The organism is Streptomyces sp. CA-111067 (assembly GCF_050956065.1).
Classification (GTDB): domain Bacteria; phylum Actinomycetota; class Actinomycetes; order Streptomycetales; family Streptomycetaceae; genus Actinacidiphila.
On the sequence record NZ_CP192103.1, the window covers coordinates 2,535,830 to 2,554,983 of the forward strand.

12 protein-coding genes are annotated in these 19,154 nt (G+C 74.5%); 8 read left to right on the plus strand and 4 right to left on the minus strand.

What is annotated here, in order from left to right:
* Window positions 1-218 precede the first annotated feature (218 nt).
* The 4 genes from ACQPW6_RS11015 to ACQPW6_RS11030 all read left to right on the plus strand — a co-directional run bounded on the left by ACQPW6_RS11015 (window position 219) and on the right by ACQPW6_RS11030 (window position 6,660).
* Window positions 219-2,822: a tetratricopeptide repeat protein gene (locus tag ACQPW6_RS11015; RefSeq protein ID WP_433894497.1), complete on the plus strand. Its 2,604-nt coding sequence runs from the start codon at window positions 219-221 to the stop codon at window positions 2,820-2,822.
* Between the two features lie 4 nt (window positions 2,823-2,826).
* Window positions 2,827-4,164: a PP2C family serine/threonine-protein phosphatase gene (locus ACQPW6_RS11020; RefSeq protein ID WP_433889393.1), complete on the plus strand. Its 1,338-nt coding sequence runs from the start codon at window positions 2,827-2,829 to the stop codon at window positions 4,162-4,164.
* 54 nt (window positions 4,165-4,218) lie between these two features.
* Window positions 4,219-5,568 (plus strand): vWA domain-containing protein, encoded by a 1,350-nt coding sequence (locus tag ACQPW6_RS11025; protein WP_433889394.1) that lies wholly within the window; start codon window positions 4,219-4,221, stop codon window positions 5,566-5,568.
* Window positions 5,569-5,679: 111 nt separating this feature from the next.
* Complete coding sequence (locus ACQPW6_RS11030) at window positions 5,680-6,660, plus strand: FHA domain-containing protein (protein WP_433889395.1); 981 nt, start codon at window positions 5,680-5,682, stop codon at window positions 6,658-6,660.
* 18 nt (window positions 6,661-6,678) lie between these two features.
* On the opposite strand, the gene ACQPW6_RS11035 is transcribed toward ACQPW6_RS11030, so the two are convergent.
* The gene (locus tag ACQPW6_RS11035) at window positions 6,679-7,779 is read right to left on the minus strand and encodes a methyltransferase domain-containing protein (protein WP_433889396.1); all 1,101 of its coding nucleotides are present in this window, start codon (window positions 7,777-7,779) and stop codon (window positions 6,679-6,681) included.
* Window positions 7,780-7,852: 73 nt separating this feature from the next.
* On the opposite strand from ACQPW6_RS11035, the gene ACQPW6_RS11040 reads away from it, so the two are divergent.
* The 4 genes from ACQPW6_RS11040 to ACQPW6_RS11055 all read left to right on the plus strand — a co-directional run bounded on the left by ACQPW6_RS11040 (window position 7,853) and on the right by ACQPW6_RS11055 (window position 15,989).
* Window positions 7,853-8,257 (plus strand): globin, encoded by a 405-nt coding sequence (locus ACQPW6_RS11040; RefSeq protein ID WP_433889397.1) that lies wholly within the window; start codon window positions 7,853-7,855, stop codon window positions 8,255-8,257.
* Window positions 8,258-8,390: 133 nt separating this feature from the next.
* Window positions 8,391-11,801 carry an FtsX-like permease family protein gene (locus tag ACQPW6_RS11045; protein WP_433889398.1) on the plus strand — a complete coding sequence of 1,137 codons (3,411 nt, stop codon included), beginning with the start codon at window positions 8,391-8,393 and terminating at the stop codon, window positions 11,799-11,801.
* Between the two features lie 256 nt (window positions 11,802-12,057).
* Complete coding sequence (locus ACQPW6_RS11050; protein ID WP_433889399.1) at window positions 12,058-14,850, plus strand: FtsX-like permease family protein; 2,793 nt, start codon at window positions 12,058-12,060, stop codon at window positions 14,848-14,850.
* On the plus strand, window positions 14,847-15,989 hold the full coding sequence (locus ACQPW6_RS11055; RefSeq protein WP_433889400.1) for an ABC transporter ATP-binding protein: 1,143 nt from the start codon (window positions 14,847-14,849) through the stop codon (window positions 15,987-15,989). Before ACQPW6_RS11050 ends, ACQPW6_RS11055 begins: the two co-directional genes overlap by 4 nt.
* 141 nt (window positions 15,990-16,130) lie before the next feature.
* Here the strand turns inward: ACQPW6_RS11055 and ACQPW6_RS11060 are convergent, their stop codons facing one another.
* The 3 genes from ACQPW6_RS11060 to ettA are packed head-to-tail and all read right to left on the minus strand — an operon-like array spanning window position 16,131 to window position 18,942.
* Window positions 16,131-16,859, minus strand: coding sequence for a hypothetical protein (locus ACQPW6_RS11060; protein ID WP_433889401.1), 729 nt, complete (start codon window positions 16,857-16,859; stop codon window positions 16,131-16,133).
* Entirely contained in the window at window positions 16,856-17,278 is a 423-nt protein-coding gene (locus ACQPW6_RS11065) for an acyl-CoA thioesterase (protein ID WP_433889402.1), read from the minus strand. The genes ACQPW6_RS11060 and ACQPW6_RS11065 overlap by 4 nt, the downstream gene beginning before the upstream one ends.
* On the minus strand, window positions 17,278-18,942 hold the full coding sequence (gene ettA / locus ACQPW6_RS11070; RefSeq protein WP_433889403.1) for an energy-dependent translational throttle protein EttA: 1,665 nt from the start codon (window positions 18,940-18,942) through the stop codon (window positions 17,278-17,280). The genes ACQPW6_RS11065 and ettA overlap by 1 nt, the downstream gene beginning before the upstream one ends.
* Between the last annotated feature and the right edge of the window lie 212 nt (window positions 18,943-19,154).

The window sequence follows — 19,154 nt, forward strand, 5'->3', positions numbered from 1 at the left end:
CGCACGGCGATTCCCACGATGCGAGACGGTTTCCGGCCACGGACCGCGTCGTTTACCCGGTACGGGGTGTGTGTGGTGCGGTCGGCCGCAGCGTCAGCTTCTTCTTCAGCGTCATCGTCGGCGTCATCGGCGTCAGGGGCGCCAGGGTCAGTGGAAAGGCGGAGGGGGACACCGTGAGCAAGTGCCAACGGCCCGGTTGCGGCGGGACTCTGGAGGACATGGGCGGCGGCGAGCTGTTCTGCGACACCTGCGGGCTCGCGCCGGTGCCGGCCGCCGCGGCGGCGGGCGCGGGCTCCGGTGCCGTGTCCGGGGCGGCGCACTCCGGGGCGGCGCACTCCGGGGCGGCGCACTCCGGGTACTCCGGCTCGGCGTCCGGCGTGCCCTCCGCGCGCGCCGAGTCCGGCCGCTCCACCTCGCAGTCCTCGCGCTCGTCGAAGTCCTCCTCGCAGGCCTCCCGCCGGTCGGTCTCCGGCCGGCTCTCGCAGTCGCTGACCGGCAGCGGCACCGGCCGCTCGGTGTCGGTGCGCAGCAGCCGGAGCGGCGGCAGCGGCGCCACCCGCGGCAAGCTGGGCGCCGGCCTGGTGTCGGTGCCGACGATCCCGCGGCCCGACCCGGCCGCCACCGTGCTGAGCAACCCCGAGGTGCCCGAGCGCAAGCGGTTCTGCTCCAAGAGCGACTGCGGGGTGCCGGTGGGCCGCAGCCGCGGCGACCGCCCGGGGCGCACCGAGGGCTTCTGCACCAAGTGCGGCCACCCGTACTCGTTCTCGCCCAAGCTCCAGCCCGGTGACGTGGTGCACGGCCAGTACCACGTGGTCGGCTGCATCGCGCACGGCGGCCTCGGCTGGATCTACCTCGCCGTCGACCGCGCGGTGTCCGACCGCTGGGTGGTGCTCAAGGGCCTGCTCGACACCGGTGACGAGGACGCGCTCGCCGCGGCCCTGTCCGAGCGGCAGTTCCTGGCGAAGATCGAGCACCCCAACATCGTCCGGATCTACAACTTCGTCGAGCACCTCGACCAGCGCACCAACACCCTCGACGGCTACATCGTGATGGCCTACGTCGGCGGCAAGTCGCTGAAGGAGATCGCCAACGAGCGGCGCACCGCCGACGGCCGGCGGGCGCCGCTGCCGGTCGCGCAGGCCATCGCGTTCGCCATCGAGGCGCTGGAGGCGCTCGGCCACCTGCACAGCCGCAACCTGCTCTACTGCGACTTCAAGGTCGACAACGCGATCCAGACCGAGGACCGGCTCGAACTGATCGACATGGGCGCGGTGCGCCGGATGGACGACACCGAGTCCGCGATCTACGGCACGGTCGGCTACCAGGCGCCCGAGGTCGCCGAGGTGGGGCCCTCGGTGGCCTCCGACCTCTACACCGTGGCGCGCACCCTGGCGGTGCTGACCTTCGACTTCCAGGGCTACACGAACGTCTTCGTGGACAGCCTGCCCGACCCGGGCAACATCGAGGTCTTCTCCCGCTACGAGTCCTTCTACCGGCTGCTGGTCCGGGCCACCGACCCCGACCCCAACCGGCGCTTCGCCTCCGCCGAGGAGATGTCCGACCAGCTGCTCGGGGTGCTGCGCGAGGTCGTGGCGCTGGAGAGCGGGGTGCCGCGGCCGGCCCTCTCCACCCTGTTCGGCCCCGAACTGCGAGTCGTGGACACCGAGTTGGTGCGCCCGGTGACCGGCGACGCCTCGGCGCTCGGCGCCGACCGGGCGCTGGAGAAGGCGTCCAGACGGAGAGACAAGGCGGGGCCGCGCGCCGCCGTCCCGGCGCTGCCCGGCGGCGCCCCGCCGCCGGGAGCGGCGCCCGGCGGGCTTCCGGCGGTACCGCCGCAGGCCCCCGGCCAGTGGGTGCCGGGCCCGGTCACCTCACCGCTGGTGGCGCGGCTCGACACCACCGCGGCGGTGCTGGCGCTGCCCGTCCCCCACGTGGCCGCCGGCGACCCCAACGCGGGCTTCCTGGCCGGGCTTTCGGCCGCCGCGCCGGCCGAGCTGATCACCGCGCTGCGGTCGGCGCCCGAGGACTCGGTGGAGAAGCGGCTGCGCGAGCTGCGGGCGCACCTGGAACTCGGCGACACCGCGGGCGCCCACCAGGTGCTCCAGTCGCTCGCCGACGACGACCTGGAGGACTGGCGGGTCGTCTGGCACCGCGGCCTCGCCGCGCTGTGCGCCGGCGACCAGGAGACCGCGGCGCTGAGCTTCGACGCGGTCTACGACGCCTTCCCCGGCGAGCCGGCGCCGAAGCTGGCGCTGGGCATCTGCGCCGAGGTGCTGCGGCAGTTGGACAACGCGGCCGAGTACTACCGGCTGGTGTGGAGCACCGACCGCTCCTACGTCAGCGCGGCCTTCGGCCTGGCCCGGGTGCTGCTCGCGGCCGGCGACCGGCCCGGCGCCGTACAGGCCCTGGAATCGGTGCCCGAGGCGTCGATCCACTTCACGGCGGCGCGGGTGGCGGCGATCAGGGCGCGGCTGCGGGACCGCTCACCGCAGGAACCGCTGCTGCCCGACCTGCACGCGGCCGGCATACAGGTGGAGGCGCTGCAACGGCAGGGCCTCGACTCCGACCGGCGGGAGCAGTTGGCGACGGAGGTGCTGGGCAGCGCGCTGGACTGGGTGCTGGCCGGCCGCTCAGGAGAGCAGACGGCGGGCGTGCCGTCCGGCCCGGCACACGGAGTGCTGGGCGCGGACCTGAGCGAACGCGGCCTGCGGTTCGGCCTGGAGCGCTCGTACCGGGTGCTGGCCAGGCTCGCCCAGCAGGGCGGTACAAGGATCGAGCTGGTGGAACGGGCCAACCGCTTCCGCCCCAGGACGTGGGTGTAACCAGATGCCACCACTGCCCGAGTCGGCGCCGGCCCAGCAATCCGCCGCCGCCCCCGACCGCTGCCCCGCGTGCGCGGATCCGCTGGAGCCCGACGACCGCTTCTGCGGTCACTGCGGCTTCGACCTGACGGCCCCGGCGCCCGCCGCCGAGCCGGCGCGGTCGGCCACGCCGCCGGACGGCACCCCGACGGCCGTCCCGGCCTCCCCTGCCGCCGAACCGGCCTCGTCCGCCGCCGAGTCCGGCGGACCGGCCGCCGCGGAGTCCGTACGGCCCGGCGGGCACGAGGAGTACGAGGAGCCGGACAGCACCGACTCCTTCCTGCTCGCGCCGCCGGCCGGCGGCGACACCCTGGCCCTGGGCGTCCCGCTGCCGCCGGCCCGGCTGTCCGACCCGCGCGAGGAGGCCGCGGAGCCCGCCGGCGGCGGCACCGTCTGCGTGGCCTGCGGGGTCGGCGGGGTGGACCAGGACGGCTACTGCGAGCACTGCGGGCACGCCCAGCCCCGGCAACGCGACCACCAGGAGCAGGAGTTGGAGGGCGTGGCGGCGGTCAGCGACCGCGGCCTGCGGCACCACCGCAACGAGGACGCGTTCGCGCTCGGCGCCGCCTCGCTGCCCGACGGCACCCCCGCGGTGACCGCCGTGGTGTGCGACGGCGTCTCCACCGCCTACCGTCCCGACGACGCCTCGGCCGCCGCCTCGGTGGCCGGCAGCGAGTCGCTGCTCGCCGCGCTGGAGCGCGGCACCCCGGCGGAGGACGCGATGCGCGACGCGCTGATGGCCGCGTTCGACGCCGTCACCGCGCTGGCCGCCGAGGAGGAGACCCCGGACGGCGTGCCGCACCACAACTCGCCGGCCTGTACGTGCGTCAGCGCGGTGGTGACGGGTCCGGTCTTCACCGTCGGCTGGATCGGCGACAGCCGCGCGTACTGGATCCCCGACGACCGCAGCAAGCCGTCCGCCCGGCTCACCGAGGACGACTCGTGGGCGGCCAGGATGGTGTCGGCCGGCCTGATGTCGGAGGCCGAGGCCTACGCCGACGACCGCGCGCACGCCATCACCGGCTGGCTCGGGGCGGACGCGATCGAGGTCGACCCGCATGTGGCGGCCTTCCAGCCGGAGGGCCCGGGCGTGGTCCTGGTCTGCACCGACGGGCTGTGGAACTACGCGGAATCGGCCGCCGAGTTGGCCGAGGCGACCCCCGCCGACGCCCGCACCCGGCCGCTGCACACCGCCCGCACCCTGCTGGGAGTGGCCCTGGACGGCGGCGGGCACGACAACGTAACGGTCGCGGTGCTGCCGTTCCCGGCGGCCGTGTCACGGGCAGGATTCCCCCCGGCCTGACTTCCTGAAAAGCTGGGCGGGGCTGAGAACGGGTCTTAAGGAGCGCTGGAAGCGATGGCCAACCTTTCCAAGTCGAACGTGCCGCAGTTCTCGGTGGACGTGTACCAGAACGAGTACCTGCCCGAGGGCGGCCGTGAGGTCAACGCCATCGTGACGGTCACGTCGACCGGCGGCGGCACGTCGGGCGGCCGGCCGCTGCCCGGCCGCTCCTACGCCGACGCCGAGGGCGGCGGCCCCAGCGCCGGAGTGGTCGTCATGGTCGACTGCTCGGGCTCGATGGAGTACCCGCCGACCAAGATGCGCAACGCGCGGGACGCCACGGCGGTCGCCATCGACGCGATCAGGGACGGCGTGTCCTTCGCGGTGGTCAGCGGCACCCACCAGGCCCGTGAGGTGTTCCCCGGCGGCGGCGGGCTCGCGGTGGCCGACCCCGACACCAGGGCGCAGGCCAAGCAGGCGCTGCGCAAGCTCACCGCGGGCGGCGGCACCGCGATCGGCACCTGGCTGCGGCTGGCCGACCGGCTGCTGTCGTCGGCGGACGTGTCCATACGGCACGGCATCCTGCTCACCGACGGCCGCAACGAGCACGAGAAGCCCGAGGACCTCCAGGCCACCCTGGACGCGGTCGCCGGCCGGTTCACCTGCGACGCGCGCGGGGTCGGCACCGACTGGGAGGTCAAGGAGCTGACCGGGATCGCCTCGGCGATGCTCGGCTCGGTGGACATCGTCGCCGATCCGGCCGGCCTGGCCGCGGACTTCCAGGCGATGATGGAGAAGGCGATGGGCAAGGAGGTCGCCGACGTCAGCTTGCGGGTGTGGACCCCGCAGGGCGCCGAGATCGCCTTCGTCAAGCAGGTCGCGCCCACCGTGGAGGACCTGACGGCGCGGCGCACCGAGGCGGGGCCGCGGGCCGGCGAGTACCCGACCGGTTCGTGGGGCGACGAGTCCCGGGACTACCACGTGTGCGTGAGGGTGCCGAACGCGACGGTCGGCCAGGAGATGCTGGCGGCCCGGATCGTACTGGTGCTGCCGCAGCCCGACGGCAGCTCGCAGCCGATGGCGCAGGGCCTGGTGCGGGCGGTGTGGACCGACGACATGGCCGCCTCCACCCGGCTCAACCCGCAGGTCGCGCACTACACCGGGCAGGCCGAGCTGGCGCAGGTCATCCAGCAGGGCCTGGAGGCCCGCAAGTCCGGTGACATGGACGGCGCGACGGCCAAGCTGGGCCGCGCGGTGCAGCTGGCCAGCGCGTCGGGGAACGCGGACACCGCGAAGCTGCTGTCCAAGGTGGTGGACGTGGTCGACGCCGCGAGCGGTACTGTGCGGCTGAAGGCCAGGGTCGCCGACGCCGACGAGATGACCCTGGAGACGCGTTCGACGAAGACGGTGCGCGTGAAGAAATAACGCCGGCAGCAGCGGAGATACGGAAGCAGGGGCGCCACGGACCGGGCGCCCGTGAACAGCTCGCGCACGACCTGTGGATCCGCCCCGGCGGGCGGAGGGGGAGCCAGCACCATGCCGACTTGTCCGAACGGCCATCAGTCCGGGACCGACGACTGGTGCGAGGTGTGCGGGATGCGGATGGCCGCGCCACCGTCGTCCTCGTACGGGTCGCGGCCGCCGTCGTCGTCGGCCGCGTCCTCCGCCTCGTCGTCGTCCTCGACCCCGCCGTCGTCGATGTCCGCCTACCAGGGCGGCGAACCGGCCGCGGGCCCGCAGGCGTGCCCGCAGTGCGGGACGGCACGGGAGGGGGCCGCGCAGTTCTGCGAGGAGTGCGCGTTCAACTTCCAGACCAACACCGCCACGACGTTCGCGGCGCCGGCGGTGGCGCCCGGGTATCCGCCCTACCAGCGGTACGAGTCGCAGCTCTCGCGGCCCTCGCAGGTCAACCGGCCGGCGGAGCCGCTGCCTTCCGAGTCGGTGACGGTCACGTCGGGCTCAGGCGACTTCCTGCTCGACCCGCCGAGCTCGCGGGTGCCGCCGACGGAACTGCCGCCGGAGCCGCTCGCCGAGCCCGCGCCGGAGCCGGCGAACTCCGGGCCGGACTCCGGGGCGGGCGCGCAGCGCACGCCGACCGCGCCGGCGGCCGGCACCGCTTGGATGGCGGTGATCGCCGCGGACCGGGAGTACTTCACCACGACGATGGCCCGCAGCGGCCCGGACGCGGAGGGCCTGTACTTCCCGGCCTTCTCCCCCGAGGTGCAGCTGCCGCTGACCGGCAACCAGATCACCATCGGCCGCCGCCGCCACAGCACGGGCGAGGCCCCCGACATCGACCTGTCCCGCTCCCCCGAGGACCCCGGCGTGTCCCACAAGCACGCGGTGCTCGTGCAGCAGCCCGACGGCACGTGGTCGGTGGTGGACCAGGACTCCACGAACGGCACGACGGTGAACCTGGCCGAGGACCCGATCCGCCCGTACACCCCCATCCCCCTGACCGAGGGCGACCGCGTCCACGTCGGAGCATGGACGACGATCACCCTGCACCGCGTGTAGCTGCCCCTCCCGGAGCGGTTACCCGTGGCCGGGGACGGGCCATCTGGCCGGGCCTTCCGGGGTGTCGAGCCAGGTCCACTGGTGGGGGCCCGTCACCGAGAGGCCGAAGCGGGGGCGGGGCGGGTGGTGGTGGGTGCGGAAGAGGGTGTGGGCGGTTTCCGCCGGCGCCCACAGGTCGCGCGGGCCCGACAGCCGCACCGTGTGGTCCGGCCGCGCCACCGCCCCGCTGCCGTCGGCGGCCCGCAGCCTCGCCTCCCCGGTGACCGGGGACCAGTCGACCTCCAGCGGGCCCGCCACCAGCGTCAGCAGGAAGCGGAACAGGTCGTTGGCCACCACCCGCGGCGGCGCGTCCGTGGCCCGCTCCCGCTCCGCGCCGTCACCCCGCCCGGCGGGCCGGGGCCGCTCGGCCCTCGGCCCGCGCATCGGCACGAAGAACGCCGGCGTGTGCAGGAACCGCCCCTCCGCGCTGTCCGGCCCGTGCACGGTGAGCGCGACGAGCCCCGTCGCGAACGGCATCAGCACCCGCGCCCCCGGCGCGCACTGGGCGAGCCAGGCCGGCGGCACCGCCGCCAGCTCGCAGGTCGCGATCACCCGGTCGTAGGGCGCCCCCGGCGGATACCCGAGCGCGCCGTCGCCGGTCACCACCGTGACGCCCCGGGCGGCGGCCGTGCCGTACGCCGCCAGGTGCGCCCGCGCGCCCGCGGTGATCTCCTCGTCCAGGTCCACCGTGGTGACCGCGCCGGGACCCAGCCGGTGGGCGAAGAGCGCCGCGTTGTACCCCGTACCCGCCCCGATCTCCAGCACCCGCTGCCCGTCCCGCACGTCGAGCGCCTCACACATCAGCGCCATCAGCGACGGCTGGCTGCTCGACGAGACCAGCTCACCGTCGAGCACCCGCGTCCCGATCGGCCGGTCCGAGTACGCCGCCGCGAGCCCGCGCAGCGCCCCGCCGGGCCCCAGGTCCTCGCCGGGGACGAAGACATGCCGCGGCACCTCCTCGAAGGCGGCCCGCCAGGCCGGGTCGGTGAGCCCGCCGCCGGCCGCGATCCGGCGGACCATCCGCCGCCGCAGCACCGCGGCCGCCGCCCGGAACCGTTCCTCGCGCGCTGAGTCGGCCATGCTCCCATCGTGCGCCCGGCCACCGGGTCCTACGACCCGGGTACTCGGCCGGGCCGTCTGCGACCATGGTGGGGTGACAGAGATCCGGCGCGGCACGTTGCAGCAGCAGACGTTCTACGAGCAGGTCGGCGGCGAGCCGACCTTCCGCCGTCTGGTGCACCGCTTCTACCAGGGAGTGGCGGACGACCCCGAACTGCGGGCGATGTACCCGGAGGAGGACCTCGGCCCCGCCGAGGAGCGGCTGACGCTCTTCCTCATGCAGTACTGGGGCGGCCCGCGGACGTACAGCGACGAGCGCGGCCACCCGCGGCTGCGGATGCGGCACGTCCCGTTCACGGTCAACAAAGCCGCACATGACGCCTGGCTGCGCCACATGCGCGTGGCGGTCGAGGAGTTGGAGCTCGCGCCCGACCACGAGCAGCAACTGTGGGACTACCTGGTGTACGCCGCCGCGTCGATGGTGAACACCCCGGGCTGAGCCCTCCCGCCGCGGCCGGACGGGTATCCGGCATGCGGACGGTCACGATCGTATTCCGACATAGTTCCCCACGTTCTGCGATGCCCGTTCGATTGAGAGCATCCGGGAAAGCAACTGAACGGGGAGCGTGCCGGTGACGGGGTTCGTACTGCTGCGCGTCCGCGCGCACCGGCTGCTGCTGACGGCCGCCCTGCTCACCGTCCTGCTGACGACCTGCGTACTGGCCACGTTCACCGCCTACACCGGCGCGATCGGTGACGCGGCACTGCGCCGTACGCTCCAGCACCAGTCGGCGGACCGGGCCACGTACCAGGTGAGCGCCTCGCTCGGCCAGCAGGGCAGGACCTCGCTGGACTCCGCGGTGCGGCACGTGCTGCGCGGCGCCTTCGGCAGCCGGCCCGCCACGGTGGACTCCAGCACCCGGTCGGGCCCGTACGGCCTGCCGTTCGCGCTGCGCCCGTCCTACGCGGCCAAGAGCACCGACCCCGACCTGACGCTGATGGCGACCTTCGACCGTTCCCGGGTGGATCTGACCGCGGGGCACTGGCCGGCGGCGGCCAGCGGCGGGACGGGAGCCGGGGGTACGGGAGCCGGGGGTAAAGGGGCCGGCGGCGATCCGGTGCAGGTCGCGGTGCCCGCAAGCGCCGCGCAGGCGCTGAAGGTCGCGCCCGGCCGGCAGATCACCCTCGCCAACCGGCTGGGCGGCCCGCCGCTGAAGGTCCTGGTCACCGGCGTCTACCGGCCGCGCGACCGCACCGCGCCGTACTGGCAGCTCGACTCGCTCGGCGGGCGCGGCGTGCACACCCTGGCGTTCACCACCTACGGGCCGATGCTCGTGGACGACGGCACCTTCGCCTCCGGCCGGATCGCCCCCTACGAGGAGTCCTGGCTGGCCACCGGCGACTTCGGGAAGGCCACCACCGGCGGCATCGGCGCCCTCCAGGACAGCCTGGCGCGCACCACGGCCACCCTGAAGTCGACCGCCGCGACGTCCGCCGCCCAGCCCTCGACCCAGCTGCCGCAACTGCTCGACGGGCTCAAGCGCAGCCTGCTCGTGGCCCGTTCGACGCTGCTGATCGGCGCGCTGCAACTGATCATCCTGGCCGGCTTCTCGCTGCTGCTGATCACCCAGCTGCTGGCCGAGGAGCGGTCCGGCGAGACCGCGCTGCTGCGCGCCCGCGGCAGCTCCCGGGCCCGGGTGGCCCGGCTGGCGGCCGGTGAGGCGCTGCTGCTCGCGCTGCCCGCCGTGCTGGTCGCGCCGCTGCTGTCGGGGCCGGTGACCCGGCTGCTGGCCGGCACCGGCGCGATGGCCCGCACCGGGGTCTCGCTGGGCGGCGGGGACCTCGCCGCGGCCTGGCTGGTCGCCGGTGCCACCGCGCTGGCCTGCGCCTTCGCGGTGATCGTGCCCGCGCTGCGGAGCAGCACCGGCTACACCGCGCTGCGCAGCCGCCCGCTGCCCGGCGCGCTCCAGGCGGGCGCCGACGTCGGGCTGCTGGTGATCGCCGGGGTCGCGTACTGGCAGCTGGAGCGGCGTTCGCAGGGCAGCGGCGCGCTGAGCGCGGGCAAGAGCGGCGGCCTCGGCGTCGACCCGATCCTGGTGGCGGCCCCCGCGCTGTGCCTGCTGGCCGGCACGGTGCTGGTGCTGCGGCTGCTGCCGCTGGTGGCCAGGCTCGGCGAGCGGCGGGCGGCGCGCGGCCGGGGCCTGGCGCTCGCGCTGGCGGGCTGGCAGCTGTCCCGGCGGCCCCGGCGCGGGGCGAGCGCGGTGCTGCTGCTGGTGCTCGCGGTGGCGATGGGCATGTTCGCGATCGGCCAGGGCGCCAGCTGGGACCGTTCGCAGCGCGACCAGGCGGATTTCGCGGTCGGCGCGGACATCAGGGTGACCGGGATGACCACCCCGCCGTTCGGCCAGGCCGGCATCTTCACCGGCATACCCGGCCTCGCGGCGGCGGCCCCCGCCGCCCGCGAGGACCTGCCGCTGACCGGGCAGCAGCACGCGACGCTGCTGGCCATCGACACCGCGCGGGCCGCCGACACCATGCACTTCAGGTCCGACCTGCGCTCGGACCGCCCGGTGGACAGCCTGCTCAAGCCGCTGCGGGCGGGCGCGCCGGCCGGCCCGCCGCCGGGCATCACCATGCCGGGCGACACCCGGCAGGTCGCGTTCACGGCGACGCTGACGGCGAGGCCGGACAAGGCCGGTGACGGCGCGAGCCCGCCGGACCCCGACACGGCCGACCATCTCGCGGCGACCGTGACGGACGCCAACGGCGTGGTCTACGACTTCGCGCTCGGCGACCTGCCGCCGGACGGCGCCCCGCACACCCTCGTCCTGGACCTGGCCTCGTCGCTCGGCCCCTCCGGCGGATCCGCCGCGGGACCGCTGCGGCTGATCCGGCTGGACTCCACGTACACCCTTCCGACCCGCCAGGAGGTCAGGCAGCTGACGCTGGCCTCCGCGCGGGTCACCAGCGGCAGCGGCGCCGTCGCCCCGCTGGGCGCGCCGGCGGCGACGGCGGGCTGGCAGGCCACCGCGAGCTACGACGACTCCGACCTGAGCGCGCTGCCGGGCGCGGTGGGGCCGACCACGTCCGCCCCGCGGGCCGGCGGGTCCGCGCTGCTGGCCGCCACGTACAAGACCGGCTCGACCCCCGACACGGGCTTCAACGTCCAGCGGCCGACGGCGACCTTCCAGATGCAGGTCGACACCCCGAAGCCGCCGGTGCTCAGCGCGGTGGCCACCCACTCGTATCTGCACGCGACCGGCGCGAAGGTCGGCGCCACCGTACGGGTGCAGGTCGGCGGCATCGAGGTGCCGGTGCGGATCACCGCGGCGGTCAGCGCGATCCCCGGCACCGGCGAGGCGGCCGACGTCGCGGGCGGCGGCCCGCCGCCCGCGGCCGGCGACATCGACGCCGGGGCGCTGCTGCTCGACCTGCCCGCGGTCAACCGGATGCTGGACTACGAGCAGGGGCAGCCCATGCAGCCCGGCGAGTGGTGGCTCGCGGCCAAGCCCGGCGCCTCCGCGCGGGTGGCGGCGGCGCTGCGGGACCGTACCGACGTCGAGACGATGGCCGTACGGGACGAGGACGCGGCCGAACTGCGCGGCGACCCGGTGGGCGCGGGGCCGCAGTCGGCGCTGCCGGCCGCGGTGATCGCGGCGGCGGTGCTGGCCGCGGTGGGCTTCGCGGTCAGCTCGGTGGGCGCGATCCGGGAGCGGGCGGTGGAGCTCGCGGTGCTGCGGGCGCTGGGCGCGCCGCGCCGCAAGATCGCCCGGATGATCGCGGCGGAGCAGGTGCTGCTCGTCGTGGTCTCGCTCGCGGTCGGGGTGGTGCTGGGCGCGCTGCTGACCCGGCTGGTGACCCCGCTGATCGTGCTCACCGCCCGGGCGGCCCGGCCGGTGCCGTCGCTCACCGTCCAACTGCCCGCGGGGCGGCTGGCCGAGCTGGTGGCCATGATCCTCGCGGCGCCGCTGCTGGTGGTGGCCGCGACCGCACTGCGCCGCGGCGATCCGGCGTCGGCGCTGCGGCGCCAGGGGGAGGACTGAGATGGCGGCTTCGGTGGAGGGTGGCGCGGGGAGCTTTGCCGCGGGTGCCGGGGGTGCCGCGGGTGCCGGGGGTGCCGGGGGTAGCGGTGTGCCCGGGGACGGCGCTCAGGGGTCCGGCGGCGGTCCGGGTCAGGGTGGCCCGGGGCGGGGTGGCCGGGGGCGGGGTGGCCCGGGGCAGGGTGGCCCGGGGCGGGGTGGCCGGGAGCAGGGCTCCGGCGGCGGTCCGGCTCAGGGCTCCGGCGCGCCCCGTGGTGACGTGTCGTGGGTCCGGGTTCGGCTGCGGGCCGCTCCCGGCGGGGCGCTCGCGCTGGCCGCGCTCGTCCTGCTGACCTCGTTCCTCGCGGTGGCGCTGCCGCTGGCCGTGGACCGCTACCAGAACAACGCGCTGCGGCACGCCGTGAACCACGCCTCCGTGCACGACAACAGCGTCACGCTCAGCTCCGCGTACACCCCGCTCGGCTCGCTCGACGACGACGGCAGCGGCCTGTCGCCGTCCACCCTGGACGACGTGGAGACCTCGTTCCAGCAGATGACCCACCCGCCGATGCGGCTCACGAAGGGCCAGTCGGTCTACGGGGTGCGGACGGCCTCGGAGGCCGTCGCGGCCGACGCGCAGCTGCCCCGGCTGTCCCCGCACCCGCCGGGCGCCGACCTGGTCGCGCAGGCCGGCCTGGCCTCCCACGTACGGGTGCTGTCCGGCCGGCTGCCCAGCCCCGAGACGGGCAACGGCGGCACCGACGGCTCGCGTTACACCATGGACGCCGTCGTCACCCGGCAGACCGCCGCCACCATGCACCTGAAGGTCGGCCAGACCGTCCACCTGTCGCTGCTCAGCCCGACCCCGCTGCGGATCAGGATCACCGGCATCGTCGCGGCCCGCGACGCGGGCGAGGTCTACTGGCGGGAGAACACCGACCTGCTCAAGCCGGAGGTCCGGGTACCGCCGCCGCCACCGGGCTCCGACCCCAAGCCGTACTGGCACTTCGCGCTGCTGGTCGACCGGCAGGCCGCCGCGGCGATGCCGCTGCTCGGCGCGGGCGCGTCGCTGTACTGGTACCACCCGCTGGACGCGAGTTCGCTGACCGCGCACGACGTCGACGCGCTGCGCGCCGAGCTGGCGTCCTTCGCCTCCGGCCCCGCCGCGACCTCGCTGGCCGACGCCACCGGCGTGCAGGGCATCGAGGTCAACGACGGCATCAGCACGATCCTCGACCAGTTCACCAGCGACCGCGACGCCACCCAGCCGCTGGTGCTGATCGCCTCCGTCGGCGTGGGCACGACCGCGCTCGCGGTGCTGCTGATGGCCGGCGGCCTGGCGGCGGAACGGCGCCGGGGCGAGGTCGGGCTGCTCCGCTCCCGGGGCGGTTCGCTGCGCGGCATCTTCGGCCGGCTGGCCGGGGAGACGGCCGCCTGCGCGGTGCCCGCCGGGGCGCTCGGCACGCTGCTCGCGCTCCTCACGGTGCCCGTCGGCGGAACGGGCGGCGCGCGGATCGGACTGCCGCTGCTGCTCGGCGCGCTGGTCACCGCCGTCGGGGTGCTCGCGCTGCCGCTGCGCTCGGTGGTGGCGGTCCGCAAGCCGCGGCCGCCGGTGCGGGAGGATCTGGCCTCGGCACGTCCGTCCCGCCGCCGGCTGGTCGCCGAACTGACCGTCACCGTGCTGGTGGTGGGCGCGGTCGCGGCGCTGCGGCGGCGCGGCACGGGGGACGGCGCGGATCCGTTCCTGGCCGCCGCCCCGGTGCTGGTGGCGGTGGCCGCCGCGCTGGTGCTGCTGCGGGTGTACCCGCTGCCGCTGCGCTGGCTGGCCCGGCCGGCCTCCCGGCTGACCGGCGCCGTCACCCACATCGGGCTGGCCCGCGCGGGCCGTGCCCCGTCCACCAACCAGCTCCCGCTGCTCGCCGTGCTGGTGGCACTGACCATCACGTCCTTCGGCGGCTCGGTGCTGGCCGGCATCGACCACAGCAGGGACCGCGCCGCCACCGAGGGGGTCGGCGCCGACGCCAGGATCGACGCGCGCGCCTCGTTCGGCGCGGACCTGGCGGGCAAGGTCGCCAAGCTGCCCGGCGCCGGGCAGGTCACCACCGCCCGGGTGGACGCGGCCGGCCCCAACCCGGCCTTCGGCAAGCCCTACTCGCTGGTGACCGTGGACCCGGCGGCGTACGCGGCGCTGACCAGGGCGATCGGGCTGCCCGCCTTCCCGGCGTCGGTCTTCGACGGGGACAAGGGCAGCGGCGTACTGCCCGCCGTGGTCTCGGCCGGGCTCGCCGACCAGATGGGGACGGCGCCGAACCAGATCCAGACGGCCGTCGGCATCGTCTCGGTGCGGGCGGCGGCCACGCTGCCGCGCACCCCGGCCGCGCCCGGCGACGAGTTCATCATCGTCTCGGCGCGGCAACTGGCGCAGCGGCACCCGGACGTGTCCAGGTTCCGGCAGTACAGCGGTCCCACGGTGCTGCTGGCGATGAACGCGCCCGGCAGGCAGATCGACGCGCGGGGGCTGCGCGCCCTGGTGGCGCACGGCAGCGGCGAGGATCCGTATGTGACCGTGCAGGTGCGCAGCGAGCAGCGGGCCGCGCTCACCGACAGCCCGTTGCAGCACAGCGCGCGCCGCGTCTACCTGGCGGCGATCGCGGTGGGCGCGGGCTACAGCGCGCTGGCGCTGCTGCTCTCGCTGCTCCAGGCGGCGCCGGGGCGGTCCACGATGCTGGCCCGGCTGCGCACGATGGGCATGACGCGGCGGCAGTCGCGGCGGCTGGTGCTGCTCGAGACGCTGCCGCAGGCGCTGTTGGCCGCGGTCGGCGGGGTGCTGGTCGGCATCGCGGTGATCCCGCTGCTGCGGCCCGGGGTCGATCTGCACGCCCTCACCTTCGGCAACGCGCCGCAGTCGCTGCCGCCGGTGGACGTGCCGACGGCGCTGCGGGCCGACCCCTGGTCGCTGGTGCTGCCGTCGGCCGGGCTGCTGATACTTGCCTGTGCGGTGCTGCTCGCGCAGGTGTGGGTGAGTTCGCGTCGCCGGGAGAGTACGGAACTGAGAGCGGGGGAACGGGCATGAGCACGACGAGTGGGGCGGGGTCGGAGCCGGGGGCGGAGGCGGCGGCTTCGGGGGCCGGGGCTTCTGCTGGGGCCGGGGCTTCGGGGGCCGGGGGCGCCTCTGAGGCCGGGGCTGCCGGGACCGGGACCGGGGCCGGGGCTGCCGGGGCGCGGGCCGCGCGGGGCGGTCCGGTCAGCAGCCTCGCCGAGCTGGAACGCCAGGTCGCGCACCAGCGGGAACAGCCCGCCTACGGCACGGACGCGCTGATCAGCTGCGACCGAGTGGTGCGGATCTTCACCACCGACGGCGTCGAGGTACAAGCCCTGCAAGGGCTCGACCTGCTGGTCGACAAGGGCGAGCTGATGGCCGTCGTCGGCGCGTCGGGCAGCGGCAAGTCCACCCTGCTCAACATCCTGGCCGGCCTCGACGTGCCCACGGCCGGCGCGGCGGCGGTCGGCGGGTACGACCTGCTCACGATGGACGCGAAATCCCGGCTGCGCTACCGGCGCGAGGTCGTCGGCTTCGTCTGGCAGCAGACGGCCCGCAACCTGCTGTCCTACCTGACCGCGGCGCAGAACGTGGCCCTGCCCATGCAGCTCTCCGGCGGCATCCGGGCCAAGCGCCAGCGCACGGCGCGGGCCGACGAACTCCTCGGCATGCTCGGCGTCGGCTACTGCCGGGACCGCCGCCCGGGCCAGATGTCGGGCGGCGAGCAGCAGCGCGCCGCCATCGCGGTGGCCCTGGCCAACAACCCGGACGTCATCCTCGCCGACGAACCCACCGGCGAACTCGACTCCGCCACCGCCGAGCAGGTCTTCGCCTCCTTCCGCACGGCCAACGAGCAGTTGGGCACCACCGTTGTGGTCGTCACCCACGACCACGCCGTCGCCGACGCCGTCCACCGCACCGTCGCCATCCGCGACGGCCGCACCGCCTCCGAGGTGGTCCGCCGCACCGAGATCGACGAGTTCGGCCAGGAGTCCGTGGTCGCCCGCGAATACGCCACGGTCGACCGCGCCGGCCGCCTCCAACTCCCCCGCGACTACAAAAAAGCCCTCAACATCCGCGAACGCGTCCTCCTCGAACTGGAACCCGACCACATAGGCGTCTGGCCCGACACCCCCCAACCCCACCGCGACGACGCCCCGGAGAAGCCGTAGCCCGTGGGCCGGGTACGAACGGGGCCCGGGGCTGGGGCCGGGTGAGGGCCCAGACGCAGGCCGGGGCGCCTCCGGGCCATCGGATGCCACGAGCCGGGCCACCGTCGAGTGCCGGACCGGCGGCAGCCACGCCGTGAACGTTCAGACGGGCGAGACCGTCAGCCCCGATGCGCCCGATGCCTGTGTGCGGGCGGCCACCGAGCCGAACTCCGTTCGGAGCCGCACCCACGGGCCTGCCGCGAGCACGGACACCACCGCTCCGGGGGCCGCCTCGCGGAGAAAACCCAGCCCGTGCGCCGCGTGCACGACCCGCAGGGTCAGGCCGCCCGGCCCGGCCTCCCTGACCCACAACTCCTCGGCGAGAGCGTCAAGCCCGGCCCTGGTGCGGCCAGCCTCGCCCAGCGCCTCGGTCCGCGACCGGAACTCCGCGACGGCCCCGGCCGCGACCCCCCGCACCTCCGCCGCGTCAAGATCGGCTATCCGCCGCCAGCCGCCGCGCGGCGGCAGCAGCCCGGCCCAGGCGGGCCCGGTGACGGACCCGGGAAGCGCGAACTCCCCGTCCCCGTCCTCCGCGGCAGCGGCCACCGCTTCGAGCAGCTGGCCCGCCGACACCGTCGCGTCCACCACCGCCACGTCACCGCCGCCCGCGCGCAGCGGCAGGCTCTTGACGGCCAGCACTCCCCCGAACGGCGGGTGCCCGAACACCCCGAGCGCCGCCTCACCCTCAGCGGAGCGCAACCGCACCACGGCCGCCTTGTCCCAGCGGACCAGCCGCCCGAGGAAGGCGGCCAGGTCCGCCGCCTCCTGCGCCCCGGCCCGCTGCCGCCCGACCGCACCCACCGGCGCGTCCCCGCCGAAGGCGAGCCTCATACCGCTACGGCCCCGTCCTCGCGGTACTGCTCCAGGAACTTCCGTTCCTCCTCGGTGATCCGCCGCGGCCTGGACTCGGCGAGGTTGTACGGGACCACGACGGTGGACGCCCGCGCGTACACCGTCTCCTCGTCCTTGACCTCGTACCGCACGGTCATCGACGCCGCCTGGATCCGGGTCACCCACGTCTCGATGGTGACCGGCTCGTGCCGGTGCGTCAGCGGCCGCAGGTAGTCGATCTCGTGCCGGGACACCACCGACCCGCCAGTGAACGACGCGCTTCCCTCGCCCGGCGCCAGGCGGAACATGAAGTCGATCCGCGCCTCCTCCAAATACCGCAGGAAGACGACGTTGTTGATGTGCCCGAAGGCGTCCATGTCCGCCCAGCGCAGCGGGCAGCGGAAGATGTGCCGAGCCATCAGCCGCGGGTCAGCTTCTTGTAGGTGGCCCGGTGCGGCCGGGCCGCGTCCGCCCCGAGCCGCTCGACCTTGTTCTTCTCGTAGGACTCGAAGTTGCCCTCGAACCAGTACCAGCGGCTCTCGCCCTCGTACGCCAGGATGTGCGTCGCCACCCGGTCCAGGAACCAGCGGTCGTGGGAGATGACCACGGCCGCGCCGGGGAACTCCAGCAGCGCGTTCTCCAGCGAGGACAGCGTCTCGACGTCGAGGTCGTTGGTCGGCTCGTCGAGCAGCAGCAGGTTGCCGCCCTCCTTGAGGGTGAGCGCCAGGTTCAGCCGGTTGCGCTCGCCGCCGGACAGCACCCCGGCCGGCTTCTGCTGGTCCGGGCCCTTGAAGCCGAAGGCGCTGACGTAGGCGCGGGACGGCATCTCCACCTGGCCCACGTTGATGTAGTCAAGCTCGTCGGAGACCACGGCCCACAGCGTCTTCTTGGGGTCGATGTTGGCCCGGCTCTGGTCCACGTAGCTGATCTTGACGGTCTCGCCGACCTTGATGGAGCCGCTGTCCGGCGTCTCCAGGCCCTGGATCATCTTGAACAGCGTCGTCTTTCCAGCGCCGTTGGGGCCGATGACGCCGACGATGCCGTTGCGCGGCAGCGTGAACGACAGGTCGTCGATCAGTACCTTGTCACCGAACGCCTTGGAGAGCTTGCTGACCTCGACCACGATGGAGCCCAGCCGCGGGCCCGGCGGGATCTGGATCTCCTCGAAGTCCAGCTTCCTGACCTTGTCGGCCTCGGCTGCCATCTCCTCGTAGCGGGCCAGCCGCGCCTTGGACTTGACCTGCCGGCCCTTGGCGTTGGAGCGCACCCACTCCAGCTCCTCCTTGAGCCGCTTGGCGCGCTTGGCGTCCTTCTGCCCCTCGACCTTCAGCCGGGAGGCCTTCTTCTCCAGGTACGTCGAGTAGTTGCCCTCGTACGGGTGCGCCCGGCCGCGGTCCAGTTCGAGGATCCACTCGGCGACGTTGTCCAGGAAGTACCTGTCGTGGGTGACGGCGACGACGGTGCCGGCGTACTTGGCCAGGTGCTGCTCCAGCCAGTTCACCGACTCGGCGTCCAGGTGGTTGGTGGGCTCGTCGAGCAGCAGCAGGTCGGGCGCTTCGAGCAGCAGCTTGCACAGCGCGACCCGGCGCTTCTCACCACCGGACAGCGTGGTGACCGGCCAGTCGCCGGGCGGGCAGCCCAGCGCGTCCATCGCCTGCTCCAACTGGGCGTCCAGATCCCAGCCGTTGGCGTGGTCGAGCTGCTCCTGGAGCTTGCCCATCTCGTCGAGCAGCGCGTCGGAGTAGTCGGTGGCCATCAGCTCGGCGATCTCGTTGAACCGCTTGAGCTTGCCCATGGTGTCCGCGGCGCCGTCCTGGACGTTCTCCAGCACGGTCTTGGACTCGTCGAGCTGCGGCTCCTGGAGCAGCATCCCCACCGAGTAACCCGGCGACAGGAACGCGTCCCCGTTCGACGGCTGCTCAAGGCCGGCCATGATCTTCAGGACGGTCGACTTACCGGCGCCGTTCGGCCCGACGACACCGATCTTCGCCCCGGGCAGGAAGCTCAGCGTGACATCGTCGAGGATCACCTTGTCGCCGTGGGCCTTGCGGGCCTTGCGCATGGTGTAAATGAACTCAGCCAAGAGAAACCGTCCGGCAGATCGAGAAGGGCCAATGTGCGGCACCGCCGCGTGAGGGCAGATACACCCCATCTTGCCAGCCGTCCACCCTCCCGGGCGAACGGGTACGTCTGGGGTCCCTCACCCGCCGCCGACCTGCGCCGTGCCGTGCGACCTACCGTGACCGCCTGTCGTCGTTGGGCAACCTCGGCCACCGTCGCACGGCCCACAGAGGG